Source organism: Mycobacterium sp. 20KCMC460 (assembly GCF_022179425.1).
Lineage (GTDB): Bacteria > Actinomycetota > Actinomycetes > Mycobacteriales > Mycobacteriaceae > Mycobacterium > Mycobacterium kiyosense.
The window spans coordinates 3,472,929-3,494,494 of sequence record NZ_AP025524.1; the positions used below are offsets into that span (position 1 = coordinate 3,472,929).

Consider the following 21,566-nt stretch of genomic DNA (forward strand, 5'->3'; position numbering starts at 1 on the left):
TTTGCGGATGAATCTCCGCCTTCTTCAACTAGTTCGCCCTTCCGGCGTCACGAGTTCTAACCGCCCACGGCATATGTCATCTCGTGGCGCCCCCCACATATGTCATCTCGTGGCGCCCCCGAAGGCTGGCGTGATGCGCCATTCGTCCAAGTCCCGCCAACCGCGCTCGTTCGCGGGTGCACTTGTCCACTTCCGTGCCACCGCCCAATTTTTCGTCACAGTGACGTATTAACGACACCGCGTGCCCCGGCGGCGTCTTCTCGCAAAGCGGTGACTCTCGGCCCGTCGCGCCCTTTCGGCAGCAGGTGAAACTAGCCAGCCGGTTAGAAGCTATGAGCCGGCGGCCTGGGTGGTCGCGGATGCTTGACGCCACTGCCCCAGCCGATCTCCCACCCATCGGCGTCGAAGTAGTCGGCGTACGCGACAGGCAATGCCTTCGTCTGCTCGACAGTACGGATGAGCTCGGCGAACCAGGCGATGTATGCGGGGTCGTCATTGGTCGGAGCGGCGTCGGGCAATTCGTTCAAGATGAGATCAGCGACCCTCTCGGGTTTGGTCGTCACCGTTACCTCTCCTGCGGCGAATTCTGTGAGCCCGCCCGTCGAGTAGTGCAATGCGGTGTGCCAGTCGATGACGTGGTCGTCAATCAGATTGTCGCTGAGTGTAATTGCGACACGCCAGTACATCCCTGAAGGGCTCATTCCCGGCAAGATGCGCAGCCGGTGGTAGCCGCGCTGATGTAGGACCCGTACGCCTTGCAGGATCCGGATTGGGGTCCATGAAACCAACTCCGCGGAGATCTGTTCGTGCATCTCGGCGTCGAACGCCACGAGTCGCACCTCGTCGACGCGAGAGTTGACGGCGGCAATGGTTTCGATCGCGGCGGCGATTGCGTCTTGGCGTGGCCAGCCGTAAGCGCCGGTGCTGATGAGCGGAAAGGCGACGACTCGAACACCGAGTTCGTCAGCAACTTCCATGGCCCGCCGGTAACAGGACTCCAGCAGCGACCGGTCTCGCTGCCCGGCGTTGTAGTTCGGCCCGACCGTGTGGATCACCCATTGGGCAGGTAGGTCGCCTGCTGTCGTCCATCCGGCGTCGCCTGTGGCCAGTCCGTTCGGGAACCGCTCGATGCAGTCGCGCAGGATTGCGGGGCCTCCTGCGCGATGAATCGCGCCATCCGCGCCGCCACCCCCGCGCATGCCAGAGTTCGCGGGATTGACAACGGCGTCGACCTCTTGCTGGGTGATGTCGCCACGCACCGCGGTGATTGTCAGCACGCAGCCAGTATGCATATGGGCACCGACACCGGTGCCATGGACGGCTCCGCCGGATGAGTACCCGGAGCCCATCCGTGAGGTATATCCATTTATCGCTCCGCGATGGCGCCCCGGGCCCGTCATCCGCTCTGAATTGTCACTGTGATGAATTGCTATGCAGCGCTGCGCTATTCGTGTGCGCTCGCGGAAATCGTCGGCACTGCGAGACCGAGACGCCGACGGCCGTCCCCTAAACGCTCGTCCACGGACAGGTCGGAAACCGTGCACCACAATCTGGGTAGTCGCTGTCGGATACCAACGGCACGCAGCCTAGCGGCGCTTTTGTGGGCCCTGGCCCCATACTGAGAAGCATGCACATGACGGGCGTGTGGATATGAGCAACGAATTTCACGATCTGTTGCGGACCACGATGGAAGCCCTGACTCGCGACCTTGCCCAAGATGGCGCGCCGATCGAACAGACCTTGGCAGAGGTGACCGCCGCCGCGGTGGGGCTCCTCCCGGCCGTGGATGCGGCTGACGTGCTGCTCATCGACAACGGCGTGTTCACCTCGGTGGCGTCCACCTCCCCGGTGGGGCCGCGGTTGGACGGCGCGCAACGTGACACCGGTGAGGGCCCCTGCTTGGATGCCGCGCGAGCAACCGCGGTGGTGCGCTGTGACGATCTGAGCACTGACCCGCGCTGGCCGAGCTTCACCGCGATCGCCGTGGACACCGGTGTGCACTCGATGCTGTCCTATCAGCTCTACACGCATGGCGCGGGCAGCGGCGCATTGAACCTGTTCAGCGAGAAAGTCGGTGCGTTCAGTCACGAAGCCGAGGCGGTCGGAGCGATGCTGGCCACTCACGCCGCGTTGGCGCTGATCGCGGTCAACCGTCAGCGCCAGTTCGAATCCGCGCTGGCCAGCCGGGATTTGATCGGCCAGGCCAAGGGCATGATCATGGAGCGCTTCAACGTCGACGCCGTGCGGGCGTTTGACCTACTGCGCCTGCTGTCGCAAAACCAGAACATCCCGTTGCGCGACGTGGCCTCGCAGATTGTGGCCAGCGGCCCCGAACGGCGTGATCCCGGATGAGCACAATGCCGGTGCCGGGATCGCTGCGCGCTGACCGTGCGTTCAGAGTGGCGCCCACGGTTGGGGTGGCCCGTCGTGGCAGATGATTCATCACCCGAACGTGGCCGCACGAGCCGCCCGTCCGACGACAATCCCGCCGCCCCCGGTACGCCGCGCGCCAGCGACGCATTGTTCACCGGTGTTGGCACCATGTGTGAGACCGCGGCCCGGCTCACCGGCACCGACGGCGCCGCGGTCGCGGTACTGACCGCTCGCGCTCAGGTGCGTGAGCTCGTACACGCCACCGACGCGCTGGCCCAACAAATCGACGAACTGCAGTTCACCATCGGCGAAGGGCCCTGTCTGGACGCCCACCAGCTCAATGAGCCCCAGCTACACCCCGAGCTACTCGGTGACGGTCACGCCGCGGTGCGGTGGCCGGTTTTCACCGCCGAGATCATCGCGCTCGGTGTTCGCGCGGTGTTCGCCTTCCCGGTGCCCGGAGCGCTGGGGCCGCAGGCCGTGCTGGAGCTTTACCGGCGCAGCGGCGGGGCGCTCGGCGACAACGAACATCATTTTGCGCTCACCTGCGCCGACGCGATCGCCCGCACGCTGCAATTCAATTGGGACACGCACCTCAGCGCAGCCCAGAGCACACAAGCCGCGATCGATGCGGTCATTCTGTCCGCCGCCGATCCCCACCGGCCGGCGGATCCGTTCACCCGATCCCAAATCCACGTCGCTGCCGGGATGGTGGCTGTGCAGGCCGAGATCAGCGTCGGCGACGCCCTGGATCTGTTGCGCGCCTACAGTTTCAGCCACCAGCAGACCCTTACAGCGGTCGCCGCGGAAGTGATCGAGCGCCGGCTGTCGTTTCGCGAGCACCGCGAGGAACCGAAAGACCAGTGACTCATGTCCCTACCCTCCATCACTAGCCCGGCGCGGCACCGACCCACCACGGGGGCCGGAAATGAGTGACGCGCAAATACGGTTGGCCATCGCCGATCTCACGGCCACGCTGACCACCGACTTCGACCTGCCCGTCCTGCTCGACACGGTGGCCTCCGACGCTCGGCAGGGCTTTGACGCCTACGCGGCGGTCGTGGTGCTTCTTGATCACCGCCGCACTGCCCAAGACGGCGACGTACACGTCGTCGCCCAGGCGTTGCGCGAACCCACCAGCGCCGACCTGAGCTTCCAACGGGCCGGACCTGGTGCCGACAGCGCCCGCCGCGGCGCGGTCACCATGATCAACGATCTTGGCGAGCAGACCGACACCCGCTGGGAGCGCTACCGTCGACACGCTGCCGCGGCCGGCATGCGCGGCATGCGTGCATTCCCCATGACCTCCCTCGGCGTGCCGTTGGGTGCCCTGGTCATCCACACTGATATCCCCTGGGGCTCGTTGCGGCCCAACGACTTCGGTCAAACCCTGGCCAATCTGACCGCGCTGGCCCTCTCGATCGGACCCATCAAGGACCGAGCCACCGACACCACCGCGACCATCAACACCGTCTTGCAAGGCAGTGTTCTCATCGCTACCGCCACCGGCATCATCGCCGAACGACTCACCCTCAGCGCCGACGACGCCCGCGCACACCTGGCCCGCTCGGCACGCCAACACGGCCATACCACCACCACCCACGCTCGTGCCGTGGTGGTCGCCCACAACAACGCACCCCATGACCCCACCGCGCTCGACGCTCTGCTGCAACCTCCAGATCTGATCTCGCCCCCACATATCGACCTGTGACGTTGGGGGTCCGGTCCAACCGCGACGCGCTCGACCATCAATCGGCCATATCGTCACCGTTTACGAATTACTCAGTCGCAGTGGGCTTTTCACTCGCACATCGCGCGATCCCAGCACCACCGGGGGCATAAACGAACTGTGGGCCGGTAAGGGACAATCCCCTACCGGCCCACAGGTTACGTAAAGATCAGAGCGCGGTCACTCCGGTGGCCTGGGGGCCCTTGGCACCCTGTCCAACCTCGAACTGAACCCGCTGGTTTTCATCCAGAGTGCGGTAGCCGCCGCCCTGGATCTCGGAGTAGTGGACGAACACGTCCGCACTGCCGTCATCGGGAGCGATGAAGCCGAAGCCCTTTTCGCCGTTGAACCATTTCACGGTTCCTTGCGTCATATTTCTTGTACTTCTTTCGTTTTACCTTTGCGAATGCAAATCACATTCGCGGTACAGCTTACCTGATCCGGGCCCGGATTCCTTCCTCGGCGGTGCTTTCGCGCGTTTGTGCCGGTGGGGAGTCGGGTACGCGGCAGGCCATGGTCAAGGCATTTGGATACAACAGCAACGGTGGTCCCGAAGTTCAGGAGTTCCTGGACCTCGAGATGCCGAGTCCCTTGTCCGGCGAGTTGCTTGTGGAAGTTCGCGCCGCAGGCGTGAACCCGGTCGACTGGAAAATCCGGTCCGGGATGCTGGGCGCCGCGAACCCGAGTGATCTTCCGGGGGTGCTCGGTTCGGAGGTGTCCGGGGTGGTCCGGGAGGTGGGTCAAGACGTCGAGGGATTCTCCGTCAACGACGAGGTTTTCGGCAGTGTCGCTCCCGGGTCGGGCGGATACGCCGAATACACCCCGGTGACGGCGACCGCGGCAGCACCCAAGCCGCCGCAGGTGTCGTTCAATGAGGCCGCGACACTCCCCGTGGCCGCCGCCACCGCCTACGACGGCGTGACGCAACTGAACCTCACCGCAGGGCAGACCCTGCTGATCAACGGCATCAGCGGTGGCGTCGGCGTCGCGGCGGCCCAGATCGCCCGAGACGCCGGCATCAACGTCGTCGGCACTGCGAGCGAGGACAAGCGCGCGCTGGTGGAATCGCTGGGCGCCACCCTGGTGCCTTACGGCGACGGTGTGGCCGAGCGCATCAGGCAAATACTGCCGGACGGGGTCGACGCGATCCTCGATCTTGCCGGTGGCGACGGCTTGCTCGCTGTTGCCGAGCTGCTGTCCAATCGGGACAACCTCATCACCGCTACGGATCCGGAGACGGCACAGAAACTGGGCGGACGAATGATTGAGCGCGACCGTACCTGCCGCGTCCTCGAGATCGTGGCCAAGCTGGTCGCCGACGGGAAGCTGGATCCGCACATCCAGGACGTCCGACCCCTCGATGAAGCGGCCGACGCCGTAGCCGCTGTCGAAAAAGGCCATGCCATGGGCAAAGTCGTGATCGAAGTAAGCACATAGCCTCCCGGCCATCCAAATCTATTGTGCCGCAACGTTACTTCACCAGCATGCTGTTCAGTGCAGCCGAACGAACTAATCTGGCAACGGTTTTCACTGGGTGTCGGCAGGCAGTCCTGGCCCCGACGGATAGTACATCTCTTGGCGTACCGTGCACACCAGACTGCCGTCCCGGTTGAACATCGTCCCGCTCGCCAACGCCAGGGAGTCGGCGCTACTCGGCGAAGAACGTTCGTAAAGAAGCCAATCCGACAGCACAGCCGGCCCGTGGAACCACACCGAATGGTCGCGCTGCACGGTCTGCCCGACCCCACCGCGGGCGACGAACGCCGGTTCGGTCAACGTCACCGCCGACAGATAGGCGACCAGGCTCGCGGTCAGCACCGGGTCGTCGGGAACCTCGCCGTCGGGGCGCCACCACATCGGCGAACGGACCGGTGGTGTGGTCTCGGCATAAATGACGCGGCGCTCGAACCAGCGCAGGCTGGCCCAACGCCCGGCGGTGCTTTCCCGCGATTCGGCCAGGTGCGGTGGCACCCACGGCAACGTCTCCGGGTCCGGCGCCGACCGCATCGGAGGCTGGTAGACAACGTCAGTGAACGTCGGATCGGCGACCTTGAACGACGACATCGCCTCCAGCAGGATCTTGCCGTCCTGCCGCGCGGTGACCCGGCGCGCGGAAAACCTGCGTCCCTCTTGAAGATCGACCACTTCGAAGTCCACCGGCCGGCGTGAATCCCCCGGCCGCAGGAAATAGGTGTGCACGCTGTGCGGTACGCGTCCGGGCGCGGTGTGGCTCGCGGCCAACAACGCCTGCGCCGAGATGTGTCCACCCAGGATGTGGTTGGCGGGGGCGGGTAACTGCTGCCCGGCGAAGTGCCAATCGTTGATCCGGGCGAGTTCCAGCGTGGCCAGCACGTCAGTAAGCGAAGAAGACATCGGGACGTATCGTCACACACTGAGCCGTAGGTAGCGTTGCAGCCGCCGCAGCCCTGCGGCCGGGGCCGGCCCGGCGGCGGGCTGCAGCGTCAGGTCCAACCGGGCACGCACGGCGGCCACGTCGAACTCCATCCCGATCGCCACCAGACAGTTCGCGACGGCACGCGGTGGCGCCTTCCCGACGTGGATCGCACTACCCACCAGGTTGGCGACGTAGGTCCGAACTGATGAACCGTGTCGCACCGCCACCACGCCTTTCATCCGAAACACCCCGGACGGCGGATCCTCGAGAAGGTCGCACAGCGCATCAGGGTCCACGCACCCCGCGCTGCTGACGGAGACGCTGTGGGCATGAACGTGGTCATGGTCATGATCGAAGTCGTCCAGCAACTCGCGGAACGACAGCTGCCCGGCCTCCTCCTCCGCGGTCCCCAGCGGGTCGAACAACAACGCCGGATCGATCCGGCCGGCCGTGGTACCTACCACATGTACCCGCGGATTTCGTTGCGCTACACGGTGTTCGACGCGCGCTATGAGGGCCCGCCGGTCGTCCTCAGGCACCTGGTCGAGTTTGTTGACCACGACCAGCGATGCCGCGCCGTACCGCGCCGGCGGCAGCTGGGAGCGATCGACGGTGTCGAAATGATGGACCGCGTCGATGACGTCGACCAGTCCTCCGGGCCGCACACCGGACAACTTGCTGAAGCCGATGATGCGCGCGATGGCCACCGGGTCGGCCAGCCCACTGGCCTCGACGAGGATGGCATCGAGGCGCCGGGCCGGGTCGGCGAGCTTGGCCAGGGCCTCGTCGAGGCCGCCGTCGTCGGGCAGGCAGCAGATGCAGCCGCCGGCGATCGAGGCCGGCTCGTCGATCTGGCCGGCCACCAACGAGGCGTCGACGTTGAGTTCGCCGAAGTCGTTGACCACCACCCCGATTCGCGTGCCGGGACTACGCAGGAGATGGTTGAGCAGTGTGGTCTTGCCAGCACCGAGATGCCCGGTGAGCGCGATGACCGGTATCGAGGTCGACGCCGGCCGGCGCGATTGACCTGCCAGTTAGCAGTCACCCACCTGCGCGATGATCTTCTTCAAGGGCGGCGAGGGAATCTGGTTGGGGACGTAACTCGGATTGTCCGTCGACCAGGCGATCTTGGAGCAGTTGCCGGGCCCGGTCGGCAGGCCGGCGCTCCAAGTCTCCAGCGTGGGCCGGCAGTTGTACACGTCCGACTCGCTGATGAACCTGGCATGATCCGGCATGCCGGGAGTGCGCTGCCAGAAAATCAGACTCCGGTCGGTCGGCAGATTGCACGGCGACTGGGGAACCGGGAAAGTGCCGACGGCGCTGTGAGCAACCGGCGCGAGCAGCAGCGAGAATGCTGCCGCCACGAATGTCAACGCGGTGATCCAGCGAATTGCCAACGCAGGTCCTCTTCCTTGCTCGAAGACGGCAAGTTGCTTGCAAGAAGACTAATCCCCCGCATCGCCTACGCAAGGGCCGCGCAGAACACTCACCGCGGAAAAACGTGGCATGATTGTGGCATGGCTCGCATACGCCTGAGCACTACCGTCGACGCGGAGCTGCTGAACAACGCACGCGGTCTGCGAGCGGGTGTCACCGATGCTGCTCTCGTCGACGAGGCTCTCGGGGCGCTGCTGGCTCTTCATCGCAAAGCCGAGGTGGAGGCGAGCTATGCGGCCTACGACACACATCCGATCGACGAGCCCGACGAGTGGGGCGACCTGGCATCGTGGCGGCGGGCGGCCGGTGATTCGTGATTGCACTCCCAGCGCGAGGCGAGGTCTGGTGGTGTGAGATACCCGCGGTCGGGCGACGGCCGGTTGTCGTGCTGTCGCGTGATGCGGCGATCCCCCGCCTCCGACGCGCTCTGGTCGCTCCCTGCACCACAACCATCCGGGGTTTGTCCAGCGAAGTCATCCTGGAACCCGGTTCAGACACGATCCCGCGCCGGTCAGCGGTGAATCTGGACTCCGTCGAAAGCGTTTCGGTCGCTATGTTGGTTGATCGGCTCGGCCGGCTCGCCGATGCGCGGATGAGCGCCATCTGCACAGCGCTCGAGATCGCGGTCGACTGCTCGCGCTGAGATACACAGATTTAATTGTGCTGCAATCTAATTCGCGATAACCAGGCCGTAGCCCTGGCCCACCTGCGGCCGCCGTGCCACGCCGTGGTGCACCTGGACGCGGGGGCCATGTTGGGCGGCTTCGTCGGCGCTGACATGTAACCGGAGTATCCGGCCACCGACCTGCACGTAAGCACCGGGTTGCCACAGAGTCGGCTCCCACGGTTTCAGCCGGATCCAGCGCACCCCCGTCGCATCCCGCACGAAGACCCCGTTGGTGGAGTTACGGTCGACGATCACCACTTCCCCACCAACGATGCGCACTTCGGCGTGTGCCCGCGACATCTCACCGGAGTGGTCGTCGATGCGGACCGGGCGAAGTCCGCGCTGCGCCGCGTCCGAACCGTTCGGGTCCCGGCCGATGACGCAGTCCCGGTCGATGTCGATGCGAGAGCCGTCGTCGAGGGAGAGCCACCGCTTCTGCGGCGCCGCCGCGGGTGTCGCCAGGACGGGAATTCGGTTGCTGTCGTGCTCTTTTGGCGCGCTCGCCGGCCAGTTCGGTGCCGCCGCGGGCGCCGGCCGGGGTGCCGACGCGAGCTGCGTGGACCACATCACAGCGCCCTGGCCCGGCACGGTTCCGCCGGTGAGCTTGTAGATACCGCCACCCTCCGGGGCGAGGTGCGGTCGCGCGCCGAATTCGTCGACGGTGATGACGGTTGCGACGGTGGGCACCGGCACCGAACGATGCACCAGGCGGCCACGACCGCGCAGCACGGTCTGCGCGATGCCGTCGTCGAGTGCGACGGTGACGCTGCCGCACAGCAGGATCTCGAGGCCGGTGGACGTCGGCATGATGATGCCGATGTCGACCATGGTGTGATCCCAGGGTTCGCGCGCCAGCTTGGCGAACGCGGCGACCAACTTCTGCGGGTCGGTGCGCGCCACCATGTCGACCAGCGCCGCCATCTGCTGGGCGCCGATCGAGTGCTGAGACAACGGGGCCCGCTCGCGGTGGGCCACCACGATCACCGTGCCGTTGACGTTGGACACCAGATGCTGACCGGGGATGACCTCGATCTCGGCCGGCAGCGGGGCCGGCGTCGGCGTCTCGACGGCCTGCTGCACCGCCGGCACCGCGGCCTCCTGCGGGGCGGGCACGGCCGGCGCTTCGGCGGGCAGGACCGTTTCGACGTCCGACGGCCCTTCGCTGATGCCGATGCGGTCGTGCAGCCATCGCAGCGGTCGTGGCGCCCACCAGTTGAGGTCACCGGCGAGCTGCAGGAAGGCAGGCACGACGACACCGCGGATGATCGATGCGTCGATCACGACGGCCAGCGCCGTGCCGATGCCGAACATCTTCATGAAGGACAGCCCGTTGGCGAACGAGACCAGCGTGATCGTCAGCAACAGCGCCGCACTGGTGACGATCCGGCCCACCCGGCCCAGCCCGATGACGGTGGACGCGGTATTCGACAGCCCGGAGTCGCGGGCTTCCTTGATCCGGCTGAGCAGGAAGATTTCGTAGTCGACGGACAGGCTGAAGGCGATCGCGCACAGCAGCACGACCATGGACAGATTCAGCGGCGCCGGAGTGATGCCCAGCAGCGCAGCCAGATGTCCTTCCTGGAAAACCCAGACCATGATGCCCAGAACCCCGCTCAGCACAAGCAGATTCAGCACGAGTGCCTTGACCGGGACCACGACGCTGCCGGTGAACAGGAACAGCAGGATGAAGGTGGCGCCGGCGATCAGGCCGATCGCCAACGGCAGCTTGTCACCGATCGCGGCCTGACTGTCGATGAGCGTGGCGGTCGGGCCACCCACCTCGACCTGCCGGTTGGTGATCTTGGCCCGGATGTCGCGGACCAGATGCTGGGCGGTGTCGGAGTCCGCCTGCACCGACAGGTAGACGATCGCGTAGCTGGATCCCGAGACCGCGGGCGTCGCTCCGACCGCCTGGCCGTGCTCGAACCTGCCGATGGGGCCGGTGACCATGACGACGCCGTCCATCCTTGAGATGTCGGGGGCGAGGTTCTGCAGTACGGCGGCGTCGTTGCGGGTCACCAGGGTGACCGCTTGCGACGGGTCCAGCGGGAAGTCCCGCTGCAGTGATTCGGCGACCAGCCGGGCGCTCGAGTCATCAGGCAGCGCGCGTTCGTCGGGTGTCGCGAACTGCACGTTGAGGAACGGGACGCCAAGCCCCAACAGCAGCGCGACGACCGGCAGCGCATACAGGATCGGCCGCCGCGTCACGACTTCGGCAAACCGCCGCCAGAACATGGAATCCGCCGACGGCGGCACCTTGCGGCGGATGACCGACAGGGAATCGACACGTTTTCCAAGCAGCGCCAGCAACGCCGGCAGCACCACGATCGCGCTGAACGCCGACAGCAGGACCGTGGCGGTGGCGGCCAGACCGACGGAGCGCAGGAAGTAGGTGGGAAAGACCAGCAGGCTGGTCATCGCCAGAGTGACCGTCGCCGCGCTGAACAGAATTGTGCGGCCGGCGGTATTGACGGTGGCGATGACGGCCGGATGGTGAGCTTTGCCGTTAGCCAGTTCTTCGCGGAACCGCGACACCATCAGCAGACCGAAGTCGATGGACAACCCGAGGCCGAACGCCGTGGTGACGGTCAGGGCATGCACGGACACGTCGGTGACCGAGGTCAACAGCAGCAACACCGACAGGGTGGAGACGATCGAGACCACGCCGACCACCACCGGCAGCACCGCGGCGATCAGACCGCCGAAGACGATCACCAGCACGGCCAGCGAGATGGGCACCGCGATGCTCTCGCTCGTTTTGAGGTCGTGTTTGACCTTGTCGCGGATCTCCTGCTGGACGCCGAGCGCTCCGCCCGCACGCACCGTGACGTTCGCGTCGTGCGGCAGGTTTGCGATGATCTTCTTGGCCGTTTCGGCGGCCTCGTCCGACGTTCCCCCGACGTGCACCAGGACGAGGCCGGATCGGCCGTCCTTGCTGCGCAGATCCGAGGTTCCTTCGTCGCCGAACGCCCGGGTGACCTTCGCCTTGGACTCTTCGGCGATGACGCGCAGCACGCGGTCCTTGACGGCTGCGACCTCGGGGCTCTCCACGGTTCCCTCGCGCGGGAGCAGCTGGATCACCAGATTCGCGGTGGTGCCGAAATGTTGGTCCAGGTATTCGTCGGCCTTCGACGATTCCGACGCCGGGTCGGTGTTGCCGCCGGTCCCGAGCTTGTCGGACACCGAACCGCTCAGCGCGACGCTGACACCGAGCAGGACCAGGACGGCCAGCAACACGGTCTTGGGGCGCCGCACGGTTAATGCCGCCAATCGCCTCAACATGTCCTGCCTCTTCCCCGTGATCGTCGTGCTGTCTGCAGCAGTGTGCCGGGCGGGCCTTGACGCTTTCTCAATGCGATACAGCGTGAATCTAGGCCCGCTTTGCCCGGTGTGTCGACGGTCAGTTGCGCGGTTCGCCGGCCAGCCACAGGCGGACCAGGCACCGCCGGGCCTCCACCTCGGGGGCATCGACGAACGCGCGGCGGTTGTGCAGCGTCACGTGGTTGTCGGCGAAAAAGACATCGCCGGGGTTCAGGGTGAACTCGACCGCGTTGGCGGGGTCGTTCAGCGCGCGGTCGAAGGCGTCGAGCGCCTGGCGCTGCCGGTCGGTGAGCGGCCGGCCGCTGCGGTAGTGGCCGAGCTCGATGTGCAGCCGGTTGTACCGGATCTGGACGCCGTCGGTGGTGTCGGTGAAGATAGCGCCGTCGGTGAACGGGTTCTCGCCCGGCTCGGTCTCGTGCGAGCGGTCGAAGCAGAACTGGCCGTAGAGTTCCTCCACCAGTTCGGGGTTGCTGGCCAGCACCGCGTTGTAGGCGGTGTGGCCGCTGACCATCAGCGACTCGCCACCCGACACGGCCTTGCGCAGGCACAGCAGTCCCAGCACGTCGGGCCGGCTGCCGGCGTAGGCGCAGGCGGAGTCGGTGTGGTAGATCAGCTCGGAGTTGGTCTTGGAGCCACGGGCCTCGGCGACCGACTGTCCGGTGTCCTGGACCAGGTAGACTCGGTCGCCCTGCTTGTTCTGCGGCTGCGGCCCACCCAGGTAGGTACCCAGGCCCCAGTACAGCATCGAGGCTTCCTCGTCCGTCCAGCCGTCCAGCGGCAGGCCGCGCAGCACGCAGAAGCCGGGGCCCAGGCGCAGGCAGTGGCGCATGGCACGGGCGATCTCGACGAGCTCGGGTTCCTGGAAGTCCGCCGGGGTGATGGTGTCGAGCCGGCGGCCGCGGCGCCGCAGCCCGTCCCGGATGCGCAGGCAGGCTTCCACCTGACGCGGGCCGACACCGATCAGGTAGTCCCAGGCGTGGATGCTGTCGCGATTCCAGGCCGACGGCCCGGCGATCGGTTCGCGCTGGGTGGCCGACTGCGCGTTGGCTGACTCGTTGCCCATCAGCAGTTCGATCCTCTTGCGGGTTTCGGTAGCTGTCCCCATGATCTCATCCCCTTCTCTCGCAGTGGTGCGTTTCTATGAGTTTGGACTGAGGCGCTTGGGAATTTCTAAAAAGCGTGCATTGGCCTCATTGCGCCTGGTGAGCTGGCACGACGACGCACGGGCAGCCGCGGCATTTGACGCTGCGGCCGCAAAGCCGGCGCCCCCGATCCGATTGATCGGGGGCGCCGGTTTGTGAGGCTTTCAGGCGGCGACGAGCTCCCGGCTCGGCGCAATCACCGTGGCCTGCTGCCGCGGCGTGAAGCGCAGGAACAGCCGAGCGATGAAGGGCGCGGCGAACAGCATCATGACGACGCGGATCACCTGGGTGGCCATCACGAACGTCACGTTGGAACCCGACCCGGCGGCGGTGCCGAGCACCGCGTAGATGCCGCCGGGGCTGGTGGCGAGGTAGCCGTCGAGCATGCTCAGCCCGGCCACCTTGGCCAGCAGCACGCCCATGCCTGCCGAGGCGACGTTGAGCACCATGATCAGCCCGAACGCACCGGGCAGGATCCGCTTGATGGCGAGAAGCGAGGCGCGGTCGAACTCGAGCACGGTCTGCCAGACGATGAAGATGCTCGCGCCCTGGACCAGCATGATCGGCACGGCGAAGCCGGCGGTCAGCCCGGAGAATCCCAGCACGATCGTGATCGCCATCGGGCCGAGCAATCCCGCCCCCGGAAGGCGCACCCGGCGGCCGGCAACCGTACCGACCACGACGATGACCGCGATCAGCGGAAGTTCGAAATACCAAGGGATAGAAGACGTTTGGCTGGTCTGCGCTTCTTGGGCGCCGGCGCCGTGGAAGAAGACGCTCGCGACGACAGGCATCGCGGCGGTGATCAGCGCAACGCGCAGGTACTGGACGGCGGCTACGACCCGGTCGTCGCCGCCGAGTTCGCGGGCGATCGACACCAGCCCGGAGGACCCGCCGGCGACCAGGGAGAGCCCGCCGGTCAGCGGAGTGACGTCGCGGTGCAGACCCAACAAGGCGCCGCCCGCGACGCTGATCAGCAGGGTGCCGACGGCGACCGCGACCACGATCGGCCATTGGGAGCCCAGCGCGGCGAACGAGATGTTCTGCACCAGCAGGCCGGTGCACACCCCCAGCACACCCTGGGCGGCCAAACCCGCGCCCGACACCGCCTTCGGCGTGTAGCGGCCCAACAACCAGGCGAAAGTTCCGACGACGACTCCGATGATGCCCAGCTCGATCGTGTTCATGGCTGAGACGGTCCACCAGCGGCCTTGGCGGATTCTTGATGCGCAGGTTGCGCCGGCCAGCGCCCCCAGCCGAGTGTGATTTCTACGACGGCTGATCGGCATGTCGCGTCGTGGTGTTCACTCTCGGCGCAGGGATGCAGGCGCCAGCGCTAGGTCTGCGCTGCCCGCGACGACCGAATGTGTGAATATCTGATGTAGCGGGACCGGTGGGCGGAAAGCCGAGATGTCGGGGCGGGAACTGGATAGGCTCTATCCGCACAGCGGTGATCTACGTTAGGGGGGCGACGTGTCGTTTCTAGCCGTGTCTCCGGACTGGCTGACCGCGGCGGCAGCAGATCTGGGGAACATCGGTTCATCCCTGTCCGCGGCTAACGCCGCCGCCGCAGTTCCGACTACCGGGATTGCGACCGCGGCCGCCGACGAGGTGTCCACCGCTGTTGCGACACTTTTCTCCGATCTCGGCAAGGAATACCAGGCGCTCAACCTGCAGATCAGCGCCTACCACCAGCAGTTCGTGCAGTCGCTGGGCCTGGCGTCGGGGTCGTACGCCTCCGCCGAGTCGGCGGCGGCGTCGTTGCTGGATCCGGTGCTCGACGTGATCAACGCGCCCACCGAGCTGTTGTTCGGGCGACCGCTGATCGGTGACGGCGCCAACGGCACGGCCGCCAGCCCCAACGGCGGGGCCGGCGGGTTCCTCTGGGGTAACGGCGGTAACGGTTATTCGCAGACGGGCGGCAGTGGCCTCGCCGGCGGGGCCGGGGGTTCGGCCGGCTTCATCGGCAATGGCGGCGCCGGCGGTGCGGGCGGCCCGGGCGGCGGGACTGGCGGCGCCGGCGGCAACGGCGGCTGGCTGATCGGCAACGGGGGCAATGGCGGTGCGGGTGGCCCTGGCGGCGCCAATGGCCTCGGCCTCGGCGGCACGGGCGGCGGCGCCGGCATTTTGTGGGGCAACTACGGTGTCAGCGGCGCGGGGATGGATGGCCGGACGGTCCCAATGCAACTGGTAGCCGGTACCGAACCGGTGGTGAACCTCAACGTCAACGGCGGAGGCAACACCCCCATCCTGGTCGACACCGGATCCAAGGGCCTGGTCATGTCCCTCAAAGACGTGGGCGGGGTGCCGGGGCTGCTGAAGATGGGCTTGCCCACCGGGTTCAACGTGAGCGCCTACAGCGGCGGGCTGACCTACCTCTATGCCACCTTTCCCACCACGGTCGACTTCGGCAACGGCATCGTCGCCTCTAACACCGGTGTCGATGTCGTGCTCTTCTCAATTCCGACGTCGTCCTACGCGCTGTCGGCCTACTTCCAGGCATTCCTCACCAACCCGTTCACCACGCCGTTCGACGCCTACTTCGCGTCGGCGGGAGTTGACGGCGTGCTGGGCTTGGGGCCGAACGCGGTCGGGCCCGGCCCGAGCATCCCGAACCAGTCATTGCCGGGCGACCTGGCAAACGGTGTGTACATCAGCATCCCCGAGGACAAGATGGTCTTCGGTACCCCGCCGACGACCGGCCAGGCCTTCTCGATTCCTGGCGGGTCACCAATCACGACCTTGTATGTGACTACGCCCCAAAGCGCAACGCCGATCAGTGTGCCGTCGATCATAGATTCCGGTGGCGTGAACGGAACGATGCCGTCGTTCGTGATCAATGGCGCCTCCAGCCTGCCGCCCGGAATCTATACGGTGTATGCCGACGCAGGAATGACCAAGGAGCTGTATACATTCACCACCAGCCAGTATCAACCCACCGTCATCTCGTCCGGCCTGATGAACACGGGGTTCTGGCCGTTCAACAACCGGCCGATTGCCATCGACTACACCCAGCCCGGTGGAACGACCATTGTCTATAAACCGATCCCCTGATTCCCCACGGATTGTCTTGCCCGACTGCCGTTTCCGCGCCAGGCCTGATTGTCAGAGCGCACCGCTAGAGTCGCGTTCATGCTCCAGACGATCGCGGTCCGCGGCTATCGCTCGCTGCGCGAAGTCGTAATACCGCTGGGCCGCCTGGCGGTCGTCACCGGCGCCAACGGCACCGGTAAGTCGTCGGTGTACCGCGCCCTGCGCCTGCTGGCCGACTGTGGCCGCGGCGAGGTGATCGGCTCGCTGGCCCGCGAGGGCGGGCTGCAGTCGGCGCTGTGGGCCGGGCCCGAACAACTCGGCGGCGCCCGCCGCGAGGGCAAGACCCAAGGCACCGTGCGCACCCGTCCCATCTCGCTCGAACTCGGTTTCGCCGCAGACGATTTCGGCTATCTGACCGATCTCGGTATACCGCAGATGGCCGGACAGGGTACCGTTTTTGCGCACGACCCGGAGATCAAGCGTGAGGTGCTCTTCGCCGGCCCGGTGTTGCGGCGCGGCACCGTGCTGGTCCAACGAACCCGCGAATTCGCCGAAGTGAGCAGCGATTCGGGCAGCGGCTTCGACGAGCTCACCCGCAGCCTGCCGTCGTATCGCAGCGTGCTCACCGAATACGCTCACCCGCAAGCACTTCCGGAACTCGCGGCGGTGCGGGGACGGCTGCGCGGCTGGCGTTTCTACGACGGCTTCCGCGTCGACGCCAAAGCCCCTGCGCGACAACGGCAGGTGGGCACCCGCACCCCGGTGCTGTCCGACGACGGTCGCGATCTGGCCGCAGCCATCCAGACCATCATCGAAGCCGGGTTCGACGACCTGAACCGCGCCGTCGCCGACGCGTTCGACGGCGCCACCATCGCCGTGGACGTCGACGACGGCCTGTTCGACCTTCAGCTGCGCCAACCCGGCATGCTGAGGCCACTACGCGCGGCTGAATTATCCGATGGCACACTGCGATTCCTGCTCTGGGCCGCCGCGCTGCTGAGTCCGCAGTCGCCGTCGCTGATGGTGCTCAACGAGCCGGAGACCTCGCTGCATCCGAGCCTCGTAGCGCCACTGGCGTCGCTGATACGGGTCGCGGCAAAGCAGACGCAGGTGGTGGTGGTCACCCATTCGAACGTGTTGCTGCAAAACCTCGAAGACGACGAGACCGCGCGGATCGAGCTGTATAAGGACTTCGGCGAGACCCGGATCGCAGGCCAGACCCCGGTGACGACACCACCGTGGGATTGGGGAAAGCGGTAGCTCAGGAGATCGCACAACGCCGGTGCGTCGCACTGTGGGAGTGCAAAATGTGCAGAACGTGCAATTATTGGAAGCTATGGCCAATCCACTCGGTCTCCGCGAGCGACGCCGCCGCCAAACCAGCGCGGACATCCGCGGGGCTGCGGTGCGCCTTGCCCAGGCGCGCGGCTGGGACAAGGTGACGATCGAAGAGATCTGCGTCCAGGCCGGCATCTCCACCCGCACCTTCTTCAACTACTTCCCGAACAAGGAAGCCGCGATCGCCTACGGCCCGTCGGACCTGCCGACCGAGCTGGCCGAGGAATTCGTCGCCGCCGGACCCGCTCCCCTGCCGGTGGTGCTGGACGAACTGATCACCCTGGCGGCACACCACCTCCGGGACATGCCGCCGCAGCGCGAGCAGGCCGTCTGCATGCTGGACCTGGCCAAAACCACGCCGGCGGTCCTGGCCGCGTTCCTCGCCGACCTGGAACGCTTCCAGACGCAGCTAACCGACATCGTCGCCAAACGGCAGGGCCTGCCCGCCGATGACGAGATCGCCGCGCTGATCTCCGCGCTGGCGTTGACCGCGGTCCGTTCCGGCATTGAACGGTGGTCGAGCAGTCCGCCGGAGGACGCCGGCGACACACCGATGCCCTACGTCGAGCGGGCTGCGGCGCTGGTCAACAGCATCTTCACCAAGTGACGGCGTGACCGGGATTACATAAACTTGCATAGTCTGCAAATTATGCACATGATGTATTGATGGTCCGGTCGGCAGCGTCCGTAACGCATCGGGCCGCATCGAGCTGCGTACCCAACCGTGGCCGGCAAATCGCTTGTAGTGCAACCTGATTCGTCGCGCGACCAAGAAAGGCTCGGATAACTACAGATGGCGAGAATCGTGCGCAACGCCTGGTTGCCGTTGCTGATCGCGGCGGTCGTGGCCATCGGAGGGTTCGCCGTGACCCGAGTCAGGTCGTTCTATGCCGCCGACAACGCCGACACTCTGACCAGCGCGAAGGTCGACGACTCCAAACCCTTCAAGCCCAAGGTCGTCAAATACGAGATCTTCGGTTCGGCCACCCACGCCAACATCAACTACCTGGACCTCAGCGCTTCCCCGGAGCGACTGGACGGCGCGCCGCTGCCCTGGACGCTGGTGCTCAGCACCACCGCCCCCTCCGTCTTCCCGAACATCTCGGCGCAGAGCGACGGTGATGTGCTCGGTTGCCGCATCACCGTCGACGACGAAGTGAAGGACGAACAAACATCCACCGGCGTGCACGCCCTGACCTCCTGCATGGTGAAATCCGCATGAGCGCTCCCACTCACGACGCACCCACCGATGCCATTCCGGTCGTCGAGCACAAGTCGCGCCCGAAGATCGCACACTTCATCCGCACCTTCGCCGTGCCCATCATTCTCGGCTGGATCGCGCTGATCGCCGCGGTGAACGTGCTGGTCCCCCAGCTCGACGAGGTCGGCAAGATGCGCTCGGTCTCGATGAGCCCGGACGACGCGCAATCGGTGATCGCGACCAAGCGCGTGGGCGAGGTATTCAAGGAATACAAGTCCAACAGCTCGGTGATGATCGTGTTGGAGGGCCAGAATCCGCTCGGCGCCGACTCGCACGCCTTCTACGACCAGATGGTCCGCAAGCTCGAGGCCGATACCACGCACGTCGAGCACGTTCAGGATTTCTGGAGCGACCCACTCACCGGCGCCGGAGCGCAGAGCAACGACGGCAAGGCCGCCTACGTGCAGGTCTACCTCGTCGGAAACATGGGTGAAGCGCGAGCCAACGACTCGGTCGAGGCCGTCCAATCCATCGTCAAGAGCCTCACCCCACCCCCGGGGGTCAAGGCTTACGTCACCGGCCCCTCGGCGCTGGAAGCCGACCAGCATCTCGCCGGCGACCGCAGCTTGCAGCTGATCGAAACCGCAACCTTCGTCGTCATCATCGCGATGCTGCTGATGGTCTACCGGTCGATCATCACGGTGCTACTGACCCTGGCAATGGTGGTGTTCGAGCTGGCGGCAGCCCGCGGCGTGGTCGCATTCCTGGGCTATCACAAGATCATCGGGCTCTCCACGTTCGCCACCAACCTGTTGGTGACGCTGGCGATCGCGGCCGCCACCGACTACGCGATCTTCCTGATCGGGCGATATCAGGAGGCCCGGGCCGTCGGCGAATCCCGAGAAGACGCCTACTACACCATGTTCGAGGGCACCGCGCATGTGGTGCTCGGGTCCGGCATGACCATCGCCGGCGCGACCTTCTGCCTGCACTTCACCAACCTGCCCTACTTCCAGACGCTGGGCATCCCGTTGGCCATCGGCATGGTGGTGGTGGTGCTCGCCGCGCTCACACTCGGTCCCGCCGTGATCTCGGTGGCATCGCGTTTCCGCCAAACCCTGGAACCCAAGCGCGCACAGCGCATTCGGGGTTGGCGCAAGGTCGGTGCCGCCGTCGTGCGCTGGCCCGGCCCGATCCTGGTGGTGACGATCGGCATTGCGCTCGTCGGGCTGCTCACCCTGCCCGGCTACCGAACCAACTACAACGACCGCAACTACCTGCCCGCCGACCTGCCGGCCAACGCCGGTTACCAGGCCGCCGACCGACACTTCTCCCAGGCCCGGATGAACCCCGAGCTGCTGCTCATCGAAAGTGACCACGATCTGCGCAACTCCGCGGACTTCCTGGTGATCGACAAGATCGCCAAGGCGATCTTCAGGGTTCCCGGAATCAGTCGCGTGCAGGCGATCACCCGCCCCGAGGGCACGCCCATCGAGCACACCTCGATCCCGTTCCAGATCAGCATGCAGGGCGTCAGTCAGCAGATGACGCAGAAGTATCAGGAAGACCAGATCGCCGACATGCAACGGCAGTCCGAGGAGATGCAGACGACCATCGACAGCATGGTCCAGATGCAGGACATCACCGCGCAGATGACCAACGACATGCACATCATGGTCGGCAAGATGCACGCCATGACGATGGACGTGGCCGAATTGCGCAACAAGATGGCCGATTTCGAGGATTTCTTCCGGCCCATCCGGTCCTACTTCTACTGGGAGAAGCACTGCTACGACATCCCGGTGTGCTATTCGCTGCGGTCGGTCTTCGACGCGCTGGACGGCATCGACACCATGACCGATGACATCCAGAGCCTGATGCCGGTGATGGATCACCTCGACACGCTGATGCCGCGGATGAACGCGCTGATGCCCGAGATGATCCAGAACATGAAGAACATGAAAACCATGATGCTGACCATGTATTCGACCCAGAAGGGTCTGCTGGATCAGCAGAAGCGGGCGCAGCAGGACTCCGCTGCCATGGGCCGGGCGTTCGACGCCTCCAAGAATGACGACTCGTTCTACCTGCCTCCGGAGACGTTCGACAACCCCGAGTTCAAGAAGGGCATGAAGAACTTCATCTCGCCCGACGGCCACGCCGTGCGCTTCATCATCAGCCACGACGGTGATCCGCTTTCCGCAGAAGGCATTACGCACATCGACGCGATCAAGAAGGCCACCTACGAGGCGCTCAAGGGCACGCCCATGGAGGGCTCCAGGATCCTGCTGGGCGGTACCGCGGCCACCTATAAGGACATGCGGGACGGCAACAACTACGACCTGTTGATCGCCGGAATCGCCTCGATGTGCCTGATTTTCATCATCATGCTGATCATCACCCGCAGTGTGGTCGCCTCGGCGGTGATCGTGGGCACCGTATTGCTTTCGCTGGGTGCGTCTTTCGGGCTCTCGGTGCTCATCTGGCAGCACCTGATCGGCATCGAACTGCACTGGATGGTGCTGGCCATGTCGGTGATCATCCTGCTGGCGGTCGGCGCCGACTACAACCTGCTGCTGGTGTCGCGGTTCAAGGAGGAGATCCACGCCGGCCTGAACACCGGGATCATCCGGGCGATGGGCGGCACCGGTTCGGTGGTGACCTCGGCGGGTCTGGTCTTCGCCTTCACCATGATGACGATGGCGGTCAGCGAGCTGACGGTGATCGGCCAGGTCGGCACCACCATCGGGTTGGGCCTGTTGTTCGACACCCTGATCGTGCGGTCGTTGATGACCCCGGCGATCGCGGCGCTGCTGGGCAAGTGGTTCTGGTGGCCGCAACGGGTGCGGCAACGCCCGGTTCCCTCCCCCTGGCCCAAGCCCGCCGACGAGTCGGCCCAGGACTCCGCGGCACTGACGTCGGTGTGACCA

The 21,566-nt window shown here is 65.8% G+C and carries 18 protein-coding genes and 1 pseudogene; 11 read left to right on the forward strand and 8 right to left on the reverse strand.

What is annotated here, in order from left to right:
• Positions 1–323: 323 nt before the first annotated feature.
• Positions 324–1,277, reverse strand: coding sequence for an O-acetyl-ADP-ribose deacetylase (locus MKCMC460_RS31775; RefSeq protein WP_370652831.1), 954 nt, complete (start codon positions 1,275–1,277; stop codon positions 324–326).
• 373 nt (positions 1,278–1,650) lie between these two features.
• Between MKCMC460_RS31775 and MKCMC460_RS16115 the strand changes: the two genes are divergently transcribed.
• The 3 genes from MKCMC460_RS16115 (at position 1,651) to MKCMC460_RS16125 (ending at position 4,084) form a co-directional block, all read left to right on the forward strand.
• A complete protein-coding gene (locus MKCMC460_RS16115) occupies positions 1,651–2,352 on the forward strand; it encodes a GAF and ANTAR domain-containing protein (RefSeq protein WP_236983305.1) in 702 nt (233 codons plus the stop codon).
• Between the two features lie 75 nt (positions 2,353–2,427).
• Positions 2,428–3,240: an ANTAR domain-containing protein gene (locus tag MKCMC460_RS16120; protein WP_236983303.1), complete on the forward strand. Its 813-nt coding sequence runs from the start codon at positions 2,428–2,430 to the stop codon at positions 3,238–3,240.
• 61 nt (positions 3,241–3,301) lie between these two features.
• The gene (locus tag MKCMC460_RS16125; protein ID WP_236983295.1) at positions 3,302–4,084 is read left to right on the forward strand and encodes a GAF domain-containing protein; all 783 of its coding nucleotides are present in this window, start codon (positions 3,302–3,304) and stop codon (positions 4,082–4,084) included.
• A 187-nt stretch (positions 4,085–4,271) separates the two neighbouring features.
• On the opposite strand, the gene MKCMC460_RS16130 is transcribed toward MKCMC460_RS16125, so the two are convergent.
• Positions 4,272–4,475 carry a cold-shock protein gene (locus MKCMC460_RS16130; protein ID WP_236983293.1) on the reverse strand — a complete coding sequence of 68 codons (204 nt, stop codon included), beginning with the start codon at positions 4,473–4,475 and terminating at the stop codon, positions 4,272–4,274.
• A gap of 140 nt (positions 4,476–4,615) precedes the next feature.
• Here MKCMC460_RS16130 and MKCMC460_RS16135 point away from each other — a divergent pair, with 140 nt between their 5' ends.
• On the forward strand, positions 4,616–5,539 hold the full coding sequence (locus tag MKCMC460_RS16135; RefSeq protein WP_236983291.1) for an NADP-dependent oxidoreductase: 924 nt from the start codon (positions 4,616–4,618) through the stop codon (positions 5,537–5,539).
• 90 nt (positions 5,540–5,629) lie between these two features.
• On the opposite strand, the gene MKCMC460_RS16140 is transcribed toward MKCMC460_RS16135, so the two are convergent.
• Genes MKCMC460_RS16140 through MKCMC460_RS16150 form a run of 3 tightly spaced genes read right to left on the reverse strand, consistent with a single transcriptional unit; the run spans position 5,630 to position 7,894 of the window.
• Positions 5,630–6,475 carry an acyl-CoA thioesterase II gene (locus MKCMC460_RS16140; RefSeq protein WP_236983289.1) on the reverse strand — a complete coding sequence of 282 codons (846 nt, stop codon included), beginning with the start codon at positions 6,473–6,475 and terminating at the stop codon, positions 5,630–5,632.
• A gap of 12 nt (positions 6,476–6,487) precedes the next feature.
• Entirely contained in the window at positions 6,488–7,531 is a 1,044-nt protein-coding gene (locus MKCMC460_RS16145; RefSeq protein WP_236984111.1) for a GTP-binding protein, read from the reverse strand.
• On the reverse strand, positions 7,532–7,894 hold the full coding sequence (locus MKCMC460_RS16150; protein WP_236983287.1) for a hypothetical protein: 363 nt from the start codon (positions 7,892–7,894) through the stop codon (positions 7,532–7,534).
• 105 nt (positions 7,895–7,999) lie between these two features.
• Between MKCMC460_RS16150 and MKCMC460_RS16155 the strand changes: the two are divergent.
• Both MKCMC460_RS16155 and MKCMC460_RS16160 read left to right on the forward strand, forming a co-directional pair.
• Positions 8,000–8,251: pseudogene (locus MKCMC460_RS16155) on the forward strand (antitoxin); the annotation flags it as partial.
• Complete coding sequence (locus MKCMC460_RS16160) at positions 8,248–8,577, forward strand: type II toxin-antitoxin system PemK/MazF family toxin (protein WP_236983285.1); 330 nt, start codon at positions 8,248–8,250, stop codon at positions 8,575–8,577. The pseudogene MKCMC460_RS16155 and the gene MKCMC460_RS16160, both read left to right, overlap by 4 nt.
• Positions 8,578–8,604: 27 nt before the next feature.
• Here MKCMC460_RS16160 and MKCMC460_RS16165 read toward each other — a convergent pair whose 3' ends face one another.
• From MKCMC460_RS16165 to MKCMC460_RS16175, 3 genes are all read right to left on the reverse strand, one after another.
• Complete coding sequence (locus MKCMC460_RS16165) at positions 8,605–11,883, reverse strand: MMPL family transporter (RefSeq protein ID WP_238304562.1); 3,279 nt, start codon at positions 11,881–11,883, stop codon at positions 8,605–8,607.
• Between the two features lie 118 nt (positions 11,884–12,001).
• A complete protein-coding gene (locus MKCMC460_RS16170; RefSeq protein WP_236983272.1) occupies positions 12,002–13,027 on the reverse strand; it encodes a TauD/TfdA family dioxygenase in 1,026 nt (341 codons plus the stop codon).
• A 201-nt stretch (positions 13,028–13,228) separates the two neighbouring features.
• Entirely contained in the window at positions 13,229–14,251 is a 1,023-nt protein-coding gene (locus MKCMC460_RS16175) for an AbrB family transcriptional regulator (RefSeq protein WP_236983270.1), read from the reverse strand.
• A gap of 286 nt (positions 14,252–14,537) precedes the next feature.
• Here MKCMC460_RS16175 and MKCMC460_RS16180 point away from each other — a divergent pair, with 286 nt between their 5' ends.
• The 5 genes from MKCMC460_RS16180 to MKCMC460_RS16200 all read left to right on the forward strand — a co-directional run bounded on the left by MKCMC460_RS16180 (position 14,538) and on the right by MKCMC460_RS16200 (position 21,563).
• Positions 14,538–16,118: a PecA family PE domain-processing aspartic protease gene (locus tag MKCMC460_RS16180; RefSeq protein ID WP_236983268.1), complete on the forward strand. Its 1,581-nt coding sequence runs from the start codon at positions 14,538–14,540 to the stop codon at positions 16,116–16,118.
• 78 nt (positions 16,119–16,196) lie between these two features.
• Positions 16,197–17,357: an AAA family ATPase gene (locus tag MKCMC460_RS16185; RefSeq protein WP_236983259.1), complete on the forward strand. Its 1,161-nt coding sequence runs from the start codon at positions 16,197–16,199 to the stop codon at positions 17,355–17,357.
• Positions 17,358–17,433: 76 nt separating this feature from the next.
• Positions 17,434–18,042 (forward strand): TetR family transcriptional regulator, encoded by a 609-nt coding sequence (locus tag MKCMC460_RS16190; RefSeq protein ID WP_236983257.1) that lies wholly within the window; start codon positions 17,434–17,436, stop codon positions 18,040–18,042.
• 186 nt (positions 18,043–18,228) lie between these two features.
• The gene (locus MKCMC460_RS16195) at positions 18,229–18,657 is read left to right on the forward strand and encodes an MmpS family transport accessory protein (RefSeq protein ID WP_238304564.1); all 429 of its coding nucleotides are present in this window, start codon (positions 18,229–18,231) and stop codon (positions 18,655–18,657) included.
• Positions 18,654–21,563: an RND family transporter gene (locus MKCMC460_RS16200; protein WP_236983254.1), complete on the forward strand. Its 2,910-nt coding sequence runs from the start codon at positions 18,654–18,656 to the stop codon at positions 21,561–21,563. The genes MKCMC460_RS16195 and MKCMC460_RS16200 overlap by 4 nt, the downstream gene beginning before the upstream one ends.
• Positions 21,564–21,566 lie beyond the last annotated feature (3 nt).

What these genes read in the sequence shown, in the direction of transcription:
- MKCMC460_RS16115 (WP_236983305.1), top strand. Translation starts at nt 1,651, where the DNA reads ATGAGCAACGAATTTCACGATCTGTTGCGGACCACGATGGAAGCCCTG.
- MKCMC460_RS16125 (WP_236983295.1), top strand. Translation starts at nt 3,302, where the DNA reads ATGAGTGACGCGCAAATACGGTTGGCCATCGCCGATCTCACGGCCACG.
- MKCMC460_RS16130 (WP_236983293.1), bottom strand. Translation starts at nt 4,475, where the DNA reads ATGACGCAAGGAACCGTGAAATGGTTCAACGGCGAAAAGGGCTTCGGC.
- MKCMC460_RS16135 (WP_236983291.1), top strand. Translation starts at nt 4,616, where the DNA reads ATGGTCAAGGCATTTGGATACAACAGCAACGGTGGTCCCGAAGTTCAG.
- MKCMC460_RS16140 (WP_236983289.1), bottom strand. Translation starts at nt 6,475, where the DNA reads ATGTCTTCTTCGCTTACTGACGTGCTGGCCACGCTGGAACTCGCCCGG.
- MKCMC460_RS16165 (WP_238304562.1), bottom strand. Translation starts at nt 11,883, where the DNA reads ATGTTGAGGCGATTGGCGGCATTAACCGTGCGGCGCCCCAAGACCGTG.
- MKCMC460_RS16170 (WP_236983272.1), bottom strand. Translation starts at nt 13,027, where the DNA reads ATGGGGACAGCTACCGAAACCCGCAAGAGGATCGAACTGCTGATGGGC.
- MKCMC460_RS16175 (WP_236983270.1), bottom strand. Translation starts at nt 14,251, where the DNA reads ATGAACACGATCGAGCTGGGCATCATCGGAGTCGTCGTCGGAACTTTC.
- MKCMC460_RS16185 (WP_236983259.1), top strand. Translation starts at nt 16,197, where the DNA reads ATGCTCCAGACGATCGCGGTCCGCGGCTATCGCTCGCTGCGCGAAGTC.
- MKCMC460_RS16190 (WP_236983257.1), top strand. Translation starts at nt 17,434, where the DNA reads ATGGCCAATCCACTCGGTCTCCGCGAGCGACGCCGCCGCCAAACCAGC.
- MKCMC460_RS16195 (WP_238304564.1), top strand. Translation starts at nt 18,229, where the DNA reads ATGGCGAGAATCGTGCGCAACGCCTGGTTGCCGTTGCTGATCGCGGCG.
- MKCMC460_RS16200 (WP_236983254.1), top strand. Translation starts at nt 18,654, where the DNA reads ATGAGCGCTCCCACTCACGACGCACCCACCGATGCCATTCCGGTCGTC.